General features: G+C 53.2%; 15 protein-coding genes and 1 tRNA gene. 5 read left to right on the top strand and 11 right to left on the bottom strand.

The features are described 5' to 3' along the window. Positions 1–184 precede the first annotated feature (184 nt). Together LAO76_18705 and LAO76_18700 are read right to left on the bottom strand one after the other, a co-directional pair. Positions 185–1279 carry a TRAM domain-containing protein gene (locus LAO76_18705; protein ID MBZ5492953.1) on the bottom strand — a complete coding sequence of 365 codons (1095 nt, stop codon included), beginning with the start codon at positions 1277–1279 and terminating at the stop codon, positions 185–187. Between the two features lie 674 nt (positions 1280–1953). Continuing rightward, positions 1954–4728, bottom strand: a complete 2775-nt coding sequence (locus LAO76_18700; protein ID MBZ5492952.1) for a carboxypeptidase regulatory-like domain-containing protein — start codon at positions 4726–4728, stop codon at positions 1954–1956. A gap of 347 nt (positions 4729–5075) precedes the next feature. On the opposite strand from LAO76_18700, the gene LAO76_18695 reads away from it, so the two are divergent. Beyond that, entirely contained in the window at positions 5076–5543 is a 468-nt protein-coding gene (locus LAO76_18695; protein ID MBZ5492951.1) for a hypothetical protein, read from the top strand. 96 nt (positions 5544–5639) lie between these two features. Then, positions 5640–6044 carry a helix-hairpin-helix domain-containing protein gene (locus LAO76_18690; GenBank protein ID MBZ5492950.1) on the top strand — a complete coding sequence of 135 codons (405 nt, stop codon included), beginning with the start codon at positions 5640–5642 and terminating at the stop codon, positions 6042–6044. Here LAO76_18690 and LAO76_18685 read toward each other — a convergent pair. Beyond that, on the bottom strand, positions 6037–7728 hold the full coding sequence (locus LAO76_18685; GenBank protein ID MBZ5492949.1) for an FHA domain-containing protein: 1692 nt from the start codon (positions 7726–7728) through the stop codon (positions 6037–6039). The two genes, LAO76_18690 and LAO76_18685, sit on opposite strands and share 8 nt — an antisense overlap. A gap of 9 nt (positions 7729–7737) precedes the next feature. Next, on the bottom strand, positions 7738–9759 hold the full coding sequence (locus tag LAO76_18680; protein MBZ5492948.1) for a protein kinase: 2022 nt from the start codon (positions 9757–9759) through the stop codon (positions 7738–7740). A 233-nt stretch (positions 9760–9992) separates the two neighbouring features. Between LAO76_18680 and LAO76_18675 the strand changes: the two genes are divergently transcribed. Both LAO76_18675 and LAO76_18670 read left to right on the top strand, forming a co-directional pair. After that, a complete protein-coding gene (locus LAO76_18675) occupies positions 9993–10514 on the top strand; it encodes a nuclear transport factor 2 family protein (GenBank protein ID MBZ5492947.1) in 522 nt (173 codons plus the stop codon). A 108-nt stretch (positions 10515–10622) separates the two neighbouring features. Further along, a complete protein-coding gene (locus LAO76_18670; GenBank protein ID MBZ5492946.1) occupies positions 10623–11285 on the top strand; it encodes a hypothetical protein in 663 nt (220 codons plus the stop codon). An 81-nt stretch (positions 11286–11366) separates the two neighbouring features. Here LAO76_18670 and rsmI read toward each other — a convergent pair whose 3' ends face one another. Beyond that, entirely contained in the window at positions 11367–12221 is an 855-nt protein-coding gene (rsmI, locus tag LAO76_18665) for a 16S rRNA (cytidine(1402)-2'-O)-methyltransferase (GenBank protein ID MBZ5492945.1), read from the bottom strand. A gap of 91 nt (positions 12222–12312) precedes the next feature. Between rsmI and LAO76_18660 the strand changes: the two genes are divergently transcribed. Then, positions 12313–12654, top strand: coding sequence for a zinc ribbon domain-containing protein (locus LAO76_18660; GenBank protein MBZ5492944.1), 342 nt, complete (start codon positions 12313–12315; stop codon positions 12652–12654). 92 nt (positions 12655–12746) lie between these two features. On the opposite strand, the gene clpB is transcribed toward LAO76_18660, so the two are convergent. The 6 genes from clpB to LAO76_18630 all read right to left on the bottom strand — a co-directional run bounded on the left by clpB (position 12747) and on the right by LAO76_18630 (position 19034). After that, positions 12747–15395 (bottom strand): ATP-dependent chaperone ClpB, encoded by a 2649-nt coding sequence (clpB, locus tag LAO76_18655; GenBank protein MBZ5492943.1) that lies wholly within the window; start codon positions 15393–15395, stop codon positions 12747–12749. Between the two features lie 182 nt (positions 15396–15577). Next, on the bottom strand, positions 15578–16015 hold the full coding sequence (locus tag LAO76_18650) for an Hsp20/alpha crystallin family protein (protein MBZ5492942.1): 438 nt from the start codon (positions 16013–16015) through the stop codon (positions 15578–15580). 606 nt (positions 16016–16621) lie between these two features. Beyond that, positions 16622–16695, bottom strand: a tRNA-Ser gene (locus LAO76_18645). Positions 16696–17273: 578 nt separating this feature from the next. Then, positions 17274–17546 carry a hypothetical protein gene (locus LAO76_18640; GenBank protein MBZ5492941.1) on the bottom strand — a complete coding sequence of 91 codons (273 nt, stop codon included), beginning with the start codon at positions 17544–17546 and terminating at the stop codon, positions 17274–17276. Positions 17547–17827: 281 nt separating this feature from the next. Next, a complete protein-coding gene (locus tag LAO76_18635) occupies positions 17828–18085 on the bottom strand; it encodes a hypothetical protein (protein ID MBZ5492940.1) in 258 nt (85 codons plus the stop codon). 19 nt (positions 18086–18104) lie between these two features. Next, positions 18105–19034, bottom strand: a complete 930-nt coding sequence (locus LAO76_18630) for an IS1595 family transposase (protein MBZ5492939.1) — start codon at positions 19032–19034, stop codon at positions 18105–18107. Positions 19035–19101 lie beyond the last annotated feature (67 nt).

Below are 19101 nucleotides of genomic sequence, written 5' to 3'. Positions count from 1 at the left end.
ATTGACCTGCGGACATAGGATCAGCGTAAAAGGAGACGGGAACGAAAAGAGCAAATTTACTTTCCGCGCAGTTCGCATTAAGGTTTTTCCTTTTCAATCTGGCAATCTTTGGCAACCGGGGTCTCCGGCAAGCCCGATTTTGGCTTGCTCGGGTGGAATTCCGGCGATTTTCGCAATCCTGAAATCACTCCGGTTGTGAATGCGGCGTTGACTCCACGATGATCGGCTTTCTCACTTCAGGCTTTGCGCCTTCGGCTTTCGGTTCGATTCTCTCACCCGCGCGGCTGCGCTCATCGAACTTGCCAAAGATCATCTTGCCGGCCGTAGTTTGCAGCACAGACGTCACGGCAATATCCACGTTCTTGCCGATGAGCTTGCGGGCGTTGTCCACCACTACCATCGTGCCATCATCTAAATAAGCCACGCCCTGGTTGTATTCCTTGCCTTCTTTCAGGATGAAGACGCGCATCGTCTCGCCCGGCAACACAATCGGCTTTAGCGCATTGGCCAGCTCATTGATGTTCAGCACCTCAACGCCCTGCAGCTGCGCCACTTTGTTCAGGTTGAAATCATTAGTAATGATTTTCCCCTCATACACTTTGGCCAGCTCAATCAGTTTCAGGTCAACTTCGCGAACCGTGGGAAAATCGTCTTCCACAATCTGCACACTCACCGTCACCATCTTTTGCACTCGCTGAAGAATATCCAGCCCGCGGCGTCCGCGATTGCGTTTGAGTGAATCGGCTGAGTCGGCCACCAGTTGCAGTTCGCGCAGGACAAACTGCGGGATCACTACCACGCCGTCCAGGAAGCCGGTATCGGCAATATCGGCAATGCGGCCATCAATGATCACGCTGGTGTCCAGGATTTTGAAGCTTTTGCGCCCTTGTTTTTCCGCGCCAAAGATTCCGCCCAGCGCCGCCAGGTTCAGCAGGTCGCCCTTGTTGGCGCCCACAATCAACCCAACGTATGACATCAAAAGCATGACCATCAGCATGAGGAAACGCTGCGTTTCTGAATGCGTGATGCTGTTCTTGATGACAACGCTGAAGAGGTAAGCGCCCAGAATGCCCAGGATGCTGCCGATCACGGCCCCGATCAGCCGCTTCAGGCTCACTACGCGCAGGCGCGCTTCAAACCACACCACCATCAGGCCAATCACCACGCCGACGCACGCCGCGATCCATGCGGGCAGGTTTGCTAATCCGAACGGTCTTAAGTGGTAACAGGCGACTGCAACAACAGAAATGAAAACGAGACGAATAATTATTAGGTCCATACGGACCCTCCCGACCGGGGCTGCTGCTGGTCAAGGTAAAAAGTTTATGGTGTTCTTCGAACCCTTAATAAGTAGCTCCCCACAGCTTTTGGCATGCAGGGATTAAAAAATAACTTAAAAAGCCCCGCAATAATTCGAGTTCGGCACAGTATACATCAGCCAGCCAAATTCCAATGCCACCTTGTTTGTTATCGACTAAGTAAATACCGCGCCCTGTTTGTTATTGACCGGCCTCAGGAGCGCAAGGCATCTTGGTGATGCAGAGCTTCGCATCCAATTTTTTGATCTTCGCACACCCCGCCTTTGCTCTGCGAACAAGTTGGCCGGAAGTAGATGAGCGGCCTGGTTCTCCCGATTTCGGGAGGCCCTTTAAAACCGGCGCTGAAAATCTCGGGGGAGAATAGGCGCCGGTTTTATATTGAGGCGATTAGGAGGCGTGAGCGAGCCCTGACCTTGTCCAAGGGCGAGCGGGAGCCTCCTGCCGAAATCCTGAGCGCTGGTCTTGCGCGAAGGATCTACTCTAGAACCGCTTGGAGCCGTGAGCGAGCCCTGCGCCTGCCGAAGGGTGAGCGGGAGCCCGCAGGCGAAAACCTGAGCGACCCTGAGCCTTGCCGAAAGGGAGTCGAAGGATCTCTTTGGCCACTGATCTGTTCCGCGCCGCCTGAGCGTCTTCCCTACCTCTCCAGAATTTCCTTGTAGGCATTCAGCGCGACTTTTTTCGGCTGCATGGGTAAAGGCACATCCACGCTGCGGCTGGAATTACCCTTGATCCCAAGCTGGCCTATGCGCACCATGCCCTTGCCGAAATCGGCGAAAACGGGAACCAGCATAAGAAACTGGTCGTCTACCTCGCTCTGCGTGATGGTCATGTGCAGATTTACCTTCCCGCCGTCAGCGGGAGAGAGTTGATAGTCGAAGTGGTACTTCGGTATCTGCGTTCCGTAAACCCATTCATTAAAGAACCAGTCCATGCGCCCGTTGCCCGCCAGGTCCATGGTTTTTGACATATGCTTCTGGACAATGGCTTTGAATGACTCGGTCGACGCTGGCTTGTCGCTGTGGCTTTCCACGAAATCATGCATCATGGCAATGAACGGCTTGTCCTGGTCCTGCGGGCTATACATGATGGAGCGAAGCATCTGCAGAACGTACGCCCCTTTAGGATAGGTAACGTTCTGGTAAGCGTTCGCCGTGCGCGGAGAGATCAGGCGTAATCCCATCCAGAGAGGGCCTGCATCATTAGGAGCGATGCCGAAATTGTTTTTTTCCACGATGCGTTTCTGCAGCCGGTCCCAGAATTCAATGTAATCCTTGCGCCAGTCGCCGGCCACGGCTTGTTGCAGAAACAGCCCTGCGGAGAATTCGGCAAACCCTTCTGAAAGCCACTGATCGTGATAAGAAGCCCAACCCACGGCGTGTCCCCACCATTGGTGCGCCACCTCGTGCGGCGTTACCTCCTGCACAAATCCAGTAAATTTGCTGTTGATGGTCCCAAAGAGCATCCAGCGCTGCGTTGAGTCCGTGTAGGCTGAGATCGGTAGATAGACCAGGTTGGGCCAGGATTGGCCAAAGTTAAAATCCGGCTGTTCCGTAATAGAGATTTCATTGTAAGGAATCTTGCCGAAGAAAAAGTTGCAAAGCTGTAATTGGGCGCGTGTCTGCTCCAGCGCGTACTTGGTCATACTTTTCGGCGCCATCGTCTGGAGAATGCTGTAGTGACTCAGATTGTCGGGCAGCACTGTAAGGTAGTAGCCGGAAATCTTGAAACCCGTCTTTTCGTCCGCCAGTTCCAGTTTCTGATAATTGCCATAATTAAATCCCGCTACGGCCACAGGCCCAGGAGTCACCCAATGCGTCACTGCATACTCCTGCTCTATCGATTCATCCTTCAGCGTGCCAATGCTGATGACCTTGTACTTTTTCGGGACTTTGAACGTGAGATCGTATAGCGCATGTTCCCCAAACCCATTCAGGTTCGGATACCACGATGTCCGTGCCCGCACGTAATAGCTGCCATCTCCGGCTGAGTCCAGCACCTTGTCTCCCTCATACTGCACTGTGATGGAGTACTGCTTTCCCAGCTCCGGAGCCTGCGGCAAAATCACGTAAAACGAGCCGTCTTCTTTTCGGCTCTCCTGAACGTAATAGATGTCCTGTGCATGGTCATCCACCACGCGGGAGACGCGCAGGTTGGGCAATAGCCCGAATTTGAGTACTCTCTCGCCTGCAAGCAGCGGCTCAAATGAAATGGTTGCCGTCGAAAACAGATGGTCGTTCCTGGAAATGATCGTTTCGATCTTGTACCCGTGCGTTGCAAAAAGCCGGCGGTCCTCAGACGAACTGGCTCGGCGCTCCGCATATTCCGGCTGCGTATGGGCCAGGTACCAGACGCCGTCGTCCATCGCTCCCTGGTCGTAGTTGATCAGCGCTACTTCCTCCGGTGAATCAAGCTGCGGCAACGCGCCCACGCGTGTCCGCATGAAAAAACGCATGTCCTTGTGTTTCCTGCCGTGGAGATAGGCATTCATGAAAGGGGGATGGCCCGGATTGTAAACGGCTGCCAGAAGGTCGGCGTCAACATTGTCCATGGTTTCGCCATGCAGCAGATACTCGGTAAAACCCTGCGCTACCTCGCGCGTTTTCCGCACCTTTTCCTTCCAGCGATCGAAAAGGCTGACGGCATCGCCCGGAGTCTCGACCTTTTCCTTGACTCCACCAAGAAACTCCTGGCGCTCTCCGCCGGTGAAACGGAAAACGGCTTCGGTAAAATCCTCGTCAACTTCCGGGCTTCCCGAACGCCGTTTGAGTTCTGCTCCATCGAGCGCGGTGACTGCCTTGAGATTCAAATGGCCTTCCCCAATGAAGATTGCTCCGGTAACAATCCCATTCACCGGGTTCAACAACGTCAGTGTGCCTTTCTGCAGATGGAAGGTCGCAGTGTCAAAATGTAAGGTGAAATCCTCGATACGGAAAGTGTCGCCGAGGCCAATATTTCGCAGTTGCTTGTAAATGGGATCGCTATTGGCGTAAGCGCGGCCTTTGCCTGAAACGGTAATTTCCTCTCGTTGTTTGGCGATCGCCAGCTTCAGCTCCAGTTCTGCTGTTCCGTGCAAATCTACTGTCTTTACCAGCGGCTCAAAGCCTTCCCGGGTTACCCGTAATGAATAGTTACCGGGCTTTAAGTCAGGGGACACAAACCTGCCTCGCTCATCGGAGGAAAATATGATTGGTTGAGAAAGCTCCCCGCCGCTAATTTCAATACGCGCGCCCACAATCACAGCGCCTGAAGGATCAAGAACTGTGCCGGAGATGGTTTCGGCATGCAGAAGCACCGGACTCGTTAAGCAAAGCAGGAACAACGCAAGCTTTGGCAGCAAAGAGAATAGCTGCGCCATGGAACCACCCGGCAGGACCGGCATGTTGTAGAAGCGAATTGGAAAAGCTTTCATTCTTTTTTAAAACTCCGTGGAGCAGAGTACTCGGGCTAGCGCCCGTAAGTATTCATCGCATGCTGCCTAAGATCAACTTAAATTGATGTTGATATAAATCAAATAAGTAACATTACTGAGCTTCTACCGCCGGGACCGTTGCAATCATAGGTGTGACCGGTCAACCACTTCCCGCCGGAACAGCCGGCATTTGGCTTGAGGGCAAACATTCCCCGCAGGGCGGGGGTAACCCTTTGCACAACAGTAATGTTGCTTCAACTGCTCTCCATGTGCGACATTAGCCATTCCCTGCTTTCCGGGGCAACGGCTCGTTCACGTTTAGAATCGAATCCGCGGTCAGGTGGTTTATGGCGACAACAACAGAGAAACGCACATATGAAGAAGCTGTGAATTGGCTTCGCGATCATGGCTTTGACATTCTCGAAGCTCCCGGCACAAAAAACCGTGTCTTCCTGAAAAAATCGAGCGTTTCCGCCGCCATTGAGCGCGGCGATGATGGCGCGGCCCGTCTCTTTGCCAAGCCCGGCATCCAGATTGGCGGTGAAATCTCCCGCCTTGTGGACAAGGGATACCAGAAATTTCTGAAGACCACCAAGGCAGAAGTTCCGGCTACAGCCGAACATCTCCAGGCGATTCATCAGTTTTCTGAAGAACTCACAGAAGCCACCGGCGCTACCAGCCTCTATAACCAGTCGCTGGGAACCGTAAGCGACCGTTATACATATGACCGCGTGGAGAACCGCGATCTGCCTGAGGCCCAGCGCCCCAAGCGCGCCTGGGAAGGCAAAAAGAAAACCGGCCGCAAGCCCGCCTGATTCTGTTTTGACAAATTAGTCTTCTCCAACCTAGACTTTCAAGGTCTTGAAGTAAATTGATTTGTACTTCTTTAGCTCTGGAGGAGATTCCTGATCATGTTCCACAAAAATACTCGGGCCCTTGCAGTTCTGTTCATGCTCTCGCTTTTCGCCACAGGTGCCTTCGCCCAAGGCGGCGCGGCTGCCGGCAGCAAAGACGCAGCCAAGAAAACGGCTTCGTCCGATGCCAGCACAAAGAAAACTAAAAAAGCGGACCTGGTCGATATCAATGCCGCCAGTAAGGAAGAACTCACCGCGCTTCCCGGAATCGGCGACGCATACAGCCAGAAGATCATTGATGGCCGCCCATACAAGACCAAGCGTGATCTCGTCACCAAGAAGATCGTACCCCAAGCCACCTACGACCAGATCAAAGACAAGATCATTGCCCACCATGTTGGGAGTTCTACAGACAAGAAGGGCGGCAAAAAAGGCGCTGCTGCCACGGCCACACCTAAGTAGAAACCTTGCGTGACTTTGAAGCGCTCCTGGCGGGGCGCTTTTTCTTTGGCAAGACCACAGTCTCGTCCGACTCCTCCACCCAATTCACCCGGAAGACAGGAACGGCTTCGCTGCGGCCTTTTACTTTCAGTTCCGGCAGCCGCTCCAGATCAATCGTCTTGCCCGTTTTGCCGAGCTTTCTTGCGGTCGACTCTGAAATCAAAATCTGTCCGCCCGCGGCATTTGTCATCAGCCTCTGCGCGGTGTTTACGGCATCCCCCACTACCGTATAGTCAAGCCTCCGTGGCGATCCAATGTTGCCCGCAATGGCGTTCCCCGTATTGATCCCGATACCTACGCGCAGCTCCGGCCACTCTCGCGTCGCTGCGTCTCGGTTCAATTCGACCAGCAGCCGCTGGATCTGCATTGCCGAATTTACTGCAGCAGCCGCGTCATTGCCCTTGGAGATCGGCGCTCCAAACACTGCCATTACCGCGTCGCCAATGTATTTGTCCAAGGTGCCGCCATTATCAAAAATCACGTCCGTGACGCGCGTGAAATATTCGTTCAGTATCTCCACCACCCGGCTCGGCTCCATGGTTTCACTCATGGTGGTAAAGCCGCGAATGTCGGCAAACATTACAGTGACTTCCTGATTCACGCCGCCCAGCCTGATGTCAGGATTCGCCACAACCATTTCCACGACCTCTGGCGAGAGAAAGCGTTCAAGGGCCGAACGCTGCAAGGATTGTTGCGCGATCTTTTCATGCGCCATGGCATTGTCCACGGCCGCGCCCGCCTGCGCCGCCACCAGCGCAAAAACGTTGAGCTCATCTTGGGTGAACGCTGAGGCTTTCTCCAGATTGTCCACATACAGCACGCCAAAAAGCTGGTCTTTGCCCACCAGCGGCGCGCACATGGCGGAGCGCAAGCCGGAAATCTTGAGGCTTTCACTGCCGCTGAAGCGCTCGTCCGCGCTCACGTCATCAATTAGTATCGGCTGGCGCTCTTTGCGAATCAGCTCCAGCACGCGCGTGCTCAGGATGATCTGTGGCCGGCTCCCGGCGCTAGCCGGATCGCGATAGCGAACCTCGGTTTGCTTTGCTACCTCCCCGCGCTCGTCAAACAGCATTACAAAGCCCCGCTCCACGCCTTCAATCAGGCAGGCCAGCGAAATCACCTGCTCGCAGATATGTTCCAGGTCAAGCTTGGAACTCAAGGCTTTACCGGCTTCATATAGGACCGTGAGCAGATAATTTTCACGTTCCAGTTTTTTTACGCGGACAGCCAGGTCTGTAAGCTCATTGCTGTGCGTATCACTGCTGCGCGGCAACGCGGCCTGCTGGGGCCGGTCGCGCATGAGGTTGTTCAGTGTGGAAGGCCATTCGCCCCGCCGGACCTGAAGTCCGTTATCATCCACGTTTTCCAGGCGCAGCCGGTAAAGTCCCAGCAGGGCAACATCGCCATTTTTAAGTTCGGTTTCTTTGCTGATTTTTTCGTCGTTCAGGACAATGCCGTTCGTGCTGCCTCGGTCGGCAACAAAAATGGAGTTGTCTCTGAGCTTGAAGACCGCATGAAAGCGGCTGACGCTGGCGTCATTCAGAACGAGATCGTTCGCATTGCCCCGGCCCACCGTAATGAGCGGCTTGTTAAGTTCCAGAATGCCGTTTTTCCCGTCAGGCGACGAAATAATTAGGCGGGCCATATTCCATGGTTATTGTTTTTCTAGAAGCTCGTCAATGTTGACAACTTTACCTTTTTGCACTTTGATGTTTCTGTGCACGGGCTTGTAGCCGCTCATCTGCAAAACAATGCTGTAAACACCAGGATCGGCGGGCCACCGCGCATTCGTCTTTTTGGGAGCGGCCTTGCCGTCCACCATGATCGTTGCGCCTTCAGGGTTCGTCCGGATATGCACCAGCCCTTTGCCTTCCGGAATGGTATCGGTGCCAAAGAACCGCCGCAGCGGGTTCGGGCTTTTGCCGTCCTCAGGTTGAACGTTCGTGCTCAGCAATACCGGCGAAAAGCTCATGGTCTGGCCCTCAGCCACGGTATCTTCCATGGACATTTCTTTGAAACCGGCTTTGCGCACCGTGACTTTATGAAATCCTTTTTCGACGGTTAGCTGCGTCGGCGTGGTCAGGCCGCTGTCTTTGCCGTCCACCCAGACATTTGCGCCCTGCGGATTGCTGGTGACCACAATCGTGGAAACCGCCGGCGCCAATTGTGCCGAAACATCAATGCTCTTTCCGGCCACTGACTCCACTGACTTTGTCTGTTGCAGATAGCCTGACTTGCTGAACACAATCGTATGCGTGCCAGCCGCCAGATGCGATGCGGTAAACGGCGTCACCCAATTCGGCTCGCTCCATCCATCGATTTCCACCTTGGCGTTGTCCGGCTGTGAAAGCAACTTCAATTCGCTTTGCGCGACAAAGACTTTATTCGGCGAACTGGTGGCCTTGAATGGCGCTGGTGCTGCTTTTTGCGCAGACGTAGATTTTTTCGTCGGGAAAAATTTGACAGTAGTGTCCGGCGCTATCTCTTCTTTTTTCTCCGGCGTGGGCGCGGGAATGGCGATGGCTATTGGCTCGCGTGCCGCCTGCTGTGCTTCTTTTATCTTTGCTTCTTCCGCAAGCTGACGCATCTTTACCTGCGTCCGATGATACGCATAACCTCCCATGGCGCAGCCCAGCACTACGATAGTCACAATGGTGGCCATCAGAACGCTGTGCTTGCTGGAAAGAATTGCCGTTGTGGGACGCTTTACCGGAACAGGCTTTTTAGCCAGCGCCGGTGCGGCTGCTCCGGCGACTCTGGCGGTGTTTCCGGCGACCACCCTTAACGGCAATACCAGGGTCTTTTCCGGTGCGCCGGGCGCGGGTGTAATGGCAGAAGTTGAGCCGGTGCGCACCGGCCCAGCCAGTTTGTAGTTTTCCAGGTCGCGTACAAGGTCCGCTCCGGTCTGGTAGCGATCGTCAGGCGCTTTGGCCAGTGCCTTGGTGACAATCGCGCTCAAACCGGGATGGACAGTTACATCCAGATCGCGTGGCGTGATCGGGTTTTCGTTGACGATTTTGTAAATGATCGTCGTAACATTCTGGCCGACGAAAGGTTTTTCGCCGGTCAGCATCTCATAAAGAATAACGCCCAGGCTGAAAAGGTCAGACCGTCCATCCAGCTGCCGGCCTTTAACCTGTTCGGGGGCCATGTAGTTTGGCGTACCCAGCACCTGCCCGGTATTCGTCACCTGCCCGCCAGACTTGGCAATGCCAAAGTCCATGATCTTTACCGTGCCGTTGCCGGTAATCATGATGTTGGCAGGTTTTATGTCGCGATGGACAATGCTATTCGAATGCGCATAATCCAGGCCACGGCATATCTGCCGCGTTAGCTGGAGCACTTCTCCTGTCGCCAGAACGCGCTTTTCCGCCAGCAGTTCATGCAGCGTGGTGCCTTCAATGAACTCCATGGCGATGTAGAAAATTCCGTCCTGCTCGCCGGCGTCGTAAATAGTAACGATGTTGGGATGGTTCAGGACGCCCGCCGCGCGCGCTTCATTCTGGAAACGGCGCACCATTTCCTGCGCGTCCAGTCCGTGGACGTCGAGCCGCATCGTTTTAAGCGCTACGGTCCGCCCGATCGTAGGGTCCAGCGCCTTGTACACAACGCCCATGGCGCCGCGACCAAGCTCACCGGTAATCTCGTATCTGCCAACCGTCTGTAGAGACATCATGAGGGCTTATCTTTTGTGACTCAGTGGCGCCCTTGCCTGTCTTGGGGGAGTAGACGTATTCAAATTTATTCGAAACTATTGCTGGAGGACATACACTCCGAGTGACCCGAAAATATCTCATTCCATTACTCCGGGTCAATGCTCGTCCCCTGTGGACATGTGACTTTAGTTTGCCGATACACCGGGGAGAAATACCTTAAGCTAGCCGCTCCCATCGCCTTACAATGTTTCCCATGCGCCTTCAACTGATCGCCTTGCTTCTGCTGCCATTTGTCCTTTCCGCCCAAACGATAACGCCGGACAAAGCTTCATCGCGCCCACCACAAGGCGCGATGAATTCGCAAGGCGGGGAACTTTCCGACGACCAGCGCGCCAATCTTGAAGAAGGCATCAAGCACATCCTGCTCTCCCAGGTCGAAGCGTGGAACCACGGCAAGCTTGAGGGCTTTATGCAGGGTTACTGGCACTCGCCCGATCTCACGTTCTTTTCCGGCGCCACGGAAACCCGTGGATGGGAGCCCACTTTGGCTCGCTACCGCCAGCGCTACCAGGCTGAAGGCAAGGAAATGGGCAAGCTTGAATTTCAAAAGTTGGATATCGATCTGCTGAGCCGAAGGTCCGCCGTAGTGACCGGCGAATGGCATCTCACCATGTCCGATGGCAAACAACCGCACGGACTGTTCACGCTGATCTTCAAACGCATTCCGCCAGAAGGCTGGAGGATTGTGCATGACCACACTTCGGCGGCGGAATAGGTCGCGGGAATCTCAAGCGGCTGTCGAGAATTGTCGTGCTTTGCCGGTCTTTGCCGCTTGGCATCTTTTCATGACTCTCATAGGCTGGACTCGCTTCGGGAGTCTAGCATGCTCAAGAGGGTTCTTGCAGTGCTTCTTATCTCTGGCGTCCTTCAGGGCCAGCAACTGACATTTTCCAACAGCAACTTACCCATTGCGCATGCTGACACAATCGCTGCCGGTCTAGGGGTTGGCTTTGACGAGCGGCACAATCTGCTGCGACGTGGCTACCAGGAAGATATTGCTGTGTTTCTATGCTCCCCACCATTTCCGAATGGAAGTTGTGGCTTCACAGATCATCGTAAACTGAACGGAATTACTCCTGTTTCACTTATGTTAGATCTTCCACCAGAGATTACAGCCTCCTATAGGAAGGGACGGAAGTACCTTCCGATTAGCTCAGGTGCACCGGTACACCTTTCCGACAAAAATGACGTGCTCTTGCTCAGGATGATTGCAGGCAGTGGTACACCTCTTGGGGTTTTGTCCATTCGTGGGATCCTGCAGTATGAAATCGCCGAACCGGGACAAGCAGCTACAACTCAAGCCATCAATACCGTTTTCCAAGCTACTGTAGTGGAGCACAATACCGAAGTAGTTGAACACCTGTGGCCTTACGGCAGCCACCCGGGGCAGCATGTGAAGGATGTTGCTCTAGTACCAATTGAGATCTTTCAATCTTTACTGTTATGGATTGGTTGCATCTTTCACTCGTGCGATAGCGGCATGTGAAGGATGTCGCCGAGTACCATTGGAATCTTCCAATTTTTACTGTTCTGGATTGGTTGCACGTTCGCTCGTGCGATATATGAGCTAAATTTTCCCGCGCATCCGTTGTAGTTCTCTATATGCCTCACTCTTTGAAATTCCCTGCTCTTTTGCCAGGACCTTTAGTGCCCCATTCTCATCGAGCTGCTGCTCGCGCATGATCTCCTGCATCCGCGAAACCAGGTTTTTCTTCTGCGCCTGCGGAAAGCCTTTAGACTTCCCAATCAGCAGCGTAATCTCGCCTTTGATCTCCCGCTGCTGCAAACCTGCCAGCACCTCCGCCGCGCTGCCGCGAATAAATTCCTCATGCACCTTGGTCAGCTCACGCGCCAGCACCACGGGCCGCTCCGCTCCCAGCAATTCGACGATATCTTTCATCGTCTCCGCAATGCGGTGCGGCGCTTCGTAAACCACAGTCGTCTGCTGCACATCCCGCACTGACTCCAGCAGCGTACGTCGCTCACCGGATCGCGCAGGAAGAAAGCCCAGAAACTGAAAGCTATCGGTAGGCAATCCGCTGCCAGCCAGAGCCGCCACCAGCGCCGACGCGCCCGGTATCGGAACCACCTTCACGCCGCGCTCAATCGCCAGCTTGATCACGCGATATCCGGGATCAGAAATCCCCGGCATCCCCGCGTCGGAAACCTGGGCAACATTCAACCCTGCGGTAAGCTTCGCCACCAGTTCTTCCGCCCGTGCAGCCTCATTGTGTTCGTGATAGCTCACCGTGGGCTTGTCAATACCGTAGTGATGCAGCAGCTTGGCCGTGTGGCGCGTGTCCTCGCAGGCAATCAGGTCGGCTTCTTTCAATATCCGCACCGCGCGATAGCTGATGTCTTCCAGATTGCCGATTGGAGTCGCCACAACATACAGCGTGCCCGGTTTTTTCTGCTCGATCATGCGTTTGTTTTCCGGCGCTAAGAATAGCATCTGCCACATGGCTCTCTGCTAAAATCACATCGCAAACTCTTACAATTGAGGGTGTCTTTAAGTGCCTCTTTACGAATATCAGTGCAAGAAGTGCAAACACAAATTCGAAAAGATACAAAAGTTTTCTGATCCTCCGGTTAGAAAGTGTCCGGAGTGCGGCGGCCCGGTCGAAAAGGTCATGCATGCTCCAAACGTCCAGTTCAAGGGCACTGGCTGGTATGTGACCGACTATGGCGGCAAGGACAAGTCCGAAAAGTCCAAATCTGAGGGCAGCTCAGATAAAAGCGGCTCAGAGAAGAAGGAGTCGTCCGCCAAAGAAGACGGAGCGAAGTCGAAAGACAAGGACAGCAGCTCGAAGAAGTCAGAATCCAAAAAGTCCGAGAGCAAGAAATCCAAGGACTAAAACATTTTTGGCGTCCTGGCGAATCTTCTAAAACAAAAGGCCGCAAACAAGCGCATCCTTCAGCGCTTGCCTGCGGCCTGATTTTTGCTTTCTCAGCTTGCGCGCTTTGCCGGCGTCGGCTTTGCTTCCGTTCGCCCGCTCACGGTAAACACCATCTGCCGTTTCGGCACATCCGCGTCCACGACTACGTGATCGCCGTGCAGCACTTCGCCTTCCAGGATCTTTAATGCCAGCGGGTCCTGGATCAGCCTTTGGATGGCCCGCTTCAGCGGACGAGCACCATAAGCCCGGTCGTAGCCTTCCAGGAACAGCAGTTCCTTGGCCGGTTGCGAAAGCTCGATAGTGATCTTACGGTCTGCCAATAGCTTGCGCAGATCGTCCAACCGCAGCTCGATGATATGCGTTAACTGCTCCTCGCCCAGCGGCTTGAACACAATCACGTCGTCCACGCGATTCAGGAACTCAGGCCGGAAATGCTGCCGCAGCGCTTCCATTACATGGTCGGTGGCTTCAGCAAACGCTTCCGGCGAACTCACGCCTTCAGCCTGCAAATAACTGGCGCCAATATTCGACGTCATGATGATCACCGTGTTCTTGAAATCCACGGTGCGGCCGCGAGAATCCGTTAGCCGTCCGTCATCAAGAATCTGCAGCAGAATGTTGAACACATCCGGATGCGCTTTCTCGATCTCGTCGAACAGAATCACGCTGTAAGGCCGGCGGCGCACGGCCTCAGTAAGCTGCCCGCCTTCGTCATAGCCAATGTATCCGGGAGGCGCGCCAATCAGCCGCGAGACCGCATGCTTCTCCATGTATTCCGACATGTCGATCCGCACCATGGCGTGCTCGTCGTCAAACAAGAACTCCGCAAGCGCCCTCGCTAGTTCAGTCTTTCCTACGCCCGTCGGGCCCAGAAAAATGAACGAGCCAATCGGCTTCTTGGGATCGCTCAACCCCGCGCGCGAACGCCTTACCGCATTCGACACGCGCTGTAACGCTTCATCCTGTCCAACCACGCGCTGGCGCAGCCGGTCTTCCATGCTCACCAGCTTGCGCACCTCGCCTTCCAGCATCTTTGATACCGGTATGCCGGTCCACTTGGAAACGATCCGCGCCACGTCTTCTTCGTCCACTTCTTCTTTCAGCATGCGGCGCTGCTTGTCGTCTGCCTGCGCGCTCAACTTCGCCAGCTCCGTCTCGGCCTGGCGCAGATCGCCATAACGGATCGCCGCCACGCGCTCCAGGTTTCCGTTGCGCTCCGCCTGCTGCTCTTCAATCTTCAGCTGCTCGATTTTTTCTTTAAGGGCGCGGATGCGGGTGATGCCTTCCTTCTCTTCCTTCCAGCGGACCTTCAGCGCGTTGGCCTGCTCACGGATCTGCGCCAACTCGCGCTCCACCACAGCCAGCCGGTCTTTCGAGTTGGCATCGTCTTCCTTCTTCAGCGCCTGCTTTTCGATCTCAAGCTGCGTCGCCCTGCGCTCCAACTGGTCGATCTCGGTCGGCATGGAATCAATCTGTATGCGCAATGAAGACGCGGCTTCATCGATCAGGTCAATCGCTTTGTCCGGCAGAAAACGGTCGGTAATGTAGCGGTTCGATAAAGTCGCTGCCGAGACAATGGCTGAGTCCTTGATCCGTACACCATGGTGCACTTCGTATTTTTCTTTCAGGCCGCGCAGGATCGAGATCGTATCTTCTACGTTCGGTTCGCCCACAAACACCGGCTGGAAGCGCCGTTCCAAAGCCGCGTCCTTCTCGATATATTTACGGAATTCGTTCAGCGTGGTCGCGCCAATCGCGCGCAGCTCTCCGCGAGCCAGCGCCGGTTTAAGCATGTTGCTGGCGTCAATTGCGCCTTCAGATGCGCCCGCCCCGACGAGCGTGTGCAGCTCGTCAATAAAGAGAACGATCTGCCCGTTGGAGTCTTCAATTTCCTTTAGCACCGCTTTCAAGCGGTCTTCAAACTCCCCGCGATACTTGGCCCCGGCCAGCATCGAACCCAAATCCAGTCCGACCACACGCTTGTTCTTCAAGATTTCCGGAACGTCGCCGGAGATAATGCGTTGCGCCAGCCCTTCCACAATGGCCGTCTTGCCCACACCTGGCTCACCGATCAGTACCGGATTGTTTTTCGTCCTGCGCGAAAGGACCTGCACCACGCGGCGGATTTCTTCGTCGCGGCCGATCACCGGATCAAGCTTGCCCTTCCGCGCCAGCTCCGTCAGGTCCTTGGCATAGCGGGCCAGCGCCTGATATTTTCCTTCAGGATTCTGGTCGGTCACGCGCTGCGAACCGCGCACCGAAGTTAACGCCTTCAAAATCGCATCGTGGTCGGCTCCTGCGCCGCTCAGAAGCTGGCGTGCTTCGTTGGCTTTGTCTTTATCCGCCGTCATCGCCAGAAGCAGGTGCTCCGTGGAGACATACTCGTCCTTGAAGGTATCCGCTTCTTTGAAAGCTTGGTCCAGCAATTTCGACATCGCAGCGGAAAGATGCGGTTGTGCCGCGGCGCCAGAGACTTTCGGCAGCCGGTCAATCCTCTCCATCACCTGCAACTGAAGTGTCGCCGGATTCACGCCCAGCTTGGCCAGGACAGGCGCAACAATCCCTTCGGCGTCCTGCAACAGCCCAGCCAGCAAATGCAACGGCAGCATTTCCGGATTGCCGTGCTGGCCCGCCAGCTCATTTGCCTGCTGGATTGCTTCCTGCGCCTTGATCGTGAATTTGTCCCAACGAATTGCCATATTAAGTGCTCCTCAACTTCTATTAGATCGCTTGTTGCTGCCAAGTGTTTCTGTTTTCTATTGTCTTCCTTTTGCGCTTGATCTGCCTGCATAGCGGCTGCGGCTTAAAAGAAAACGGGAGATGAACATTTCATCTCCCGTACGGCCGTTCATAAGCAGCGTTTGGCCTTCTCCTTGGCTACTTACCCCTGGAGGGTCTTCTGGCCGATTCCAACTTTGATCTGCCGCGGCTTGGCTTCTGCCCTCTTTGCCAGCATGATCTTCAGAACGCCCTTTTCATAGCTGGCTTCCACCTTCTCTGCGTCCACTGTGTTCGGGAGCTTAAAGGTGCGGGCAAAAGAGCCGTACCTGCGCTCAATGCGATGGAAGTTCTCTTCTTTCTCTTCCTTCTCAAACTTGCGCTCGCCCTGAACGGTCAGGGTGTTGTTTTCTACGCTGACGTTGATGTCCTCATCGTTCAGGCCGGGGATTTCCAGCTTGAGCACCAGGTGCTGCTCGTCCTCGTATACGTCAACGGGAGGAACGAAGCTGCCCGCGCTCAGCTGCTCTTTGCCGGTAGGCTCAAAGGTCTGGAAAAAGCTCGCCAGTTCACGAAAGGGGTCGATTCGAGTGATGGTCATGGTTCTTGTCTCCTTCAAATGAGTTTGTGTTTCTTATAATTGCCGGTTACGGATGATTTGATGCTATATGACTACAAAACGATAATAAAATATGAGCGTGTTATTGTCAAGTATCTAACAAAAAAATATTAAGGAGCATGCCTTTGACGCAGCTCGTTGAAAACAAATGACTTATTTTATCTGTTATGAGTGGACTTAGAATTGCGGATAAATTACAATTGAAGTGTGCAGTAGGTAGATTGCTGTTAAATAATTGGGGGCTGAAATTACAATCTCGAAAATGTTAATGAATATCACATGATTATGTTGTGTTCAAACACACATAAAGTGGTTGCACAGTAACATGCATGAGTGATAACTTTTATATATAATAATGGCACGGTGACATTACTTGTCACGTTGGCCATTGATCTTTTAAAAAGTTTGGCCCCGCTATGAAAGCCGGGGCCAGGAGTTATATCCAGATCAGGGCGACGATCAGGCCGTCCATCTGGATAACAACCATGACAAACCGCGCTGGGCGATGAATCATGGAACACCCCTTTCCTTCGGCCCGTAATTTCAGGGTGTAACAGCACCCTGAGAGCCGAAAAAGGGAACTTGGAATGGCCCCGGCCAGACTCGAACTGGCATCTCCGAGCTTAGTAGGCAGGCGCTCTGTCCGTTTGAGCTACGGGGCCATACTCTTTAGTTTATCAAATAAATTGAAGGAATCAACCCCAGCCTAAGTCCTTCATAACTATAAAGCTATGGCAGAACAAAAACCGATCAAGGTTGACGAAGATAGATTCGACGCGGTACTCAAGCGCCTCATAGAGCACAAGCCAGTGCCAAAGAAAAGCGTCAAGGCAAGCCGCCGGACTAAACGGGGCAAGATACTCAAGACGCAATGAACACATTTCCTGAATACTGGGATGCAATCCAAAGGCTACGCCCAATTGGGCGATTATCAACATGGAGCAGGGCAGGAAAAGCCAAAATCGTGTTTGAAATTGTGAGCGTAGATCACAGTTCCATAACAGTAAATCCCAGCAATGGACAGACTAGAAAAATACCGCGCAGCGATTTTGAAAGCGTCTTTGATGTTTGGGACGATTACAAGGCTGGCAAGGTAAAGCGGCACGAGCTAAGTTTCTCTGTAAATTCCAGCTACATAATCACGCTTTTACATCTTATTGAAAGTCACCCCTAAAATCACTTCGCTGTGCGAATTACTATAGAGCAGCAAGTAAAAACCCGCCTTGCGGCGGGTCGGGTTTTAAACGCTGTGAACAGATCGCCAGCGTTTGAGCGGTTTGTAACTACCAGATTTCCAACTTACCAATTCAGGGACAACCTGCAAACACGATTCAAGATTGAACGTGAGCGAAGTTTTGTCCTGAAAGATAATTTCTATGATTCGATAATCGGGTGAGATTGATAATTCCACTTCGGCAACGATCTTGCCCTTTGCCGTTGGAAACTTCATAACGCGCTGATACGGAGTGGCTTTCTTTCTTGCGCGTGAGCGGGTAGCCTTAGAGACAGCCATGATTCGCCTTTCAAGGAAGGTGATTTGTGGTTAGGGCTGCGTCGGTGGTTGCACACTGGCGCGGCCCGACTTGCTTATAACTCTATATCGAATTTAAAGCAACGAAAAAATAACGAAACAACAAATAAACAAATTCAAAAGAAATAAACCCGCCTGTTTTCGCGGCGGGTTTTCTACGGTTTCAATATGCCCCATTTGACATACACACCTGAGATGCCAAACACCCCTACAGCCCGTAAGTTTTTGTCTGAGCATTTTGAGCGCTGGAAAATATCTCAGAATTATTTTCCAAGTTTAGCCCATAACTCCGCTGTAGGTGTTCCGTCTATAGTCACTGAATGTGCGACAATCTGTGCAACTAAAGAGTCGGCACCATCTCCGGTAAGAGTGTGAGTATAATTTTCTGAAAACACAAGACGACAATGCCCTTTACTGATTTCGTCTATTACGCGCACCTGTCCAAGATTTATTAGTTGTTGTGAGTTATCGTTAGCCATCCACACAAATGTAGGAAAATTCTTTTCTTTGTTTTCGCTCATGGCTAAATGATACTCCCCACTACCACGCGGGAACGCCAGCGGTAAGTTCTTTGTAGGGCAGTTCCTTTTTCTTAGCAAGGTTTCTCATAACCATGTCATGCATTGTGGACTGCTCTTTTCTACGATTGAAACGCCACTCAAACTCGTGCAGATATCGCTGCATGTGCTTAGGGCTTAACTGGTGATACGTTCCAATAATTCCACGCTTGAGCAGTGAAAACGCGCTCTCGACAGTGTTTGTGTGAATGGTACCGGACTTTGTATATCGCGCATACTCGCCCTTGCTATGGGTGACTGTGCGATGTTTGAGTCCGGTTCCTTTCATCGCAAACGGATAGATCACACTGTCATCCGTCATAATGACCCGCGCATCTTTGCTGACATGCTCTGCCATTAAATCTTTAACCACTTCGGAAGTTGCGTAGGGAACTTTTCTTAGTTTCAGATCGCCGCCACGTTCCCGCAAACCGATTACCGGAGTCTTAGCTTTCTTACCAGCGTAAACGCCCCTGCGCTTGCCGCCGACATAGGTTTCATCAATTTCAATGATGCCGCTTAGCATGTTTCCCTTACCGTCTGTCATTGCTTCGCGTATGCGGTGGGCCAGGTACCACGCTGTTTTGTAAGTGACCCCAAGCGAACGCGCAAGCTGGTTTGCGCTCATGCCCTTTTTGGACTCGCACATCAAAGCAATCGCCATGAACCATTTTTGTAAGGGAAGGTGGGAATCGTGAAAGAGGGTATTGGACTGTGCTGTGAATTGTTTGCCGCAATCTCCGCACTGGTAGACCCGCCGGAACTTGCCAGTCTTGCCGTGTGAGTCATACCGCTGTACCCAATCAGAGTTACAGGCAATGCAGCGCACCCCATGAGGCCAGCGCATGTTAACCAAGTGTTCGATGCATTGCAGTTCCGAAGTAAAGCGCTGGTGAACGTCAATCAATCTCATTGGGTCGCCTCTTTTGTACTGAGGCAATCCTAACTCGTTAATAATTCTGCGTCAAGTATATAATACT

This window comes from Terriglobia bacterium (assembly GCA_020072645.1).
Lineage (GTDB): Bacteria > Acidobacteriota > Terriglobia > Terriglobales > Acidobacteriaceae > Angelobacter.
This window is presented reverse-complemented; position numbering and strand designations above follow the sequence as displayed.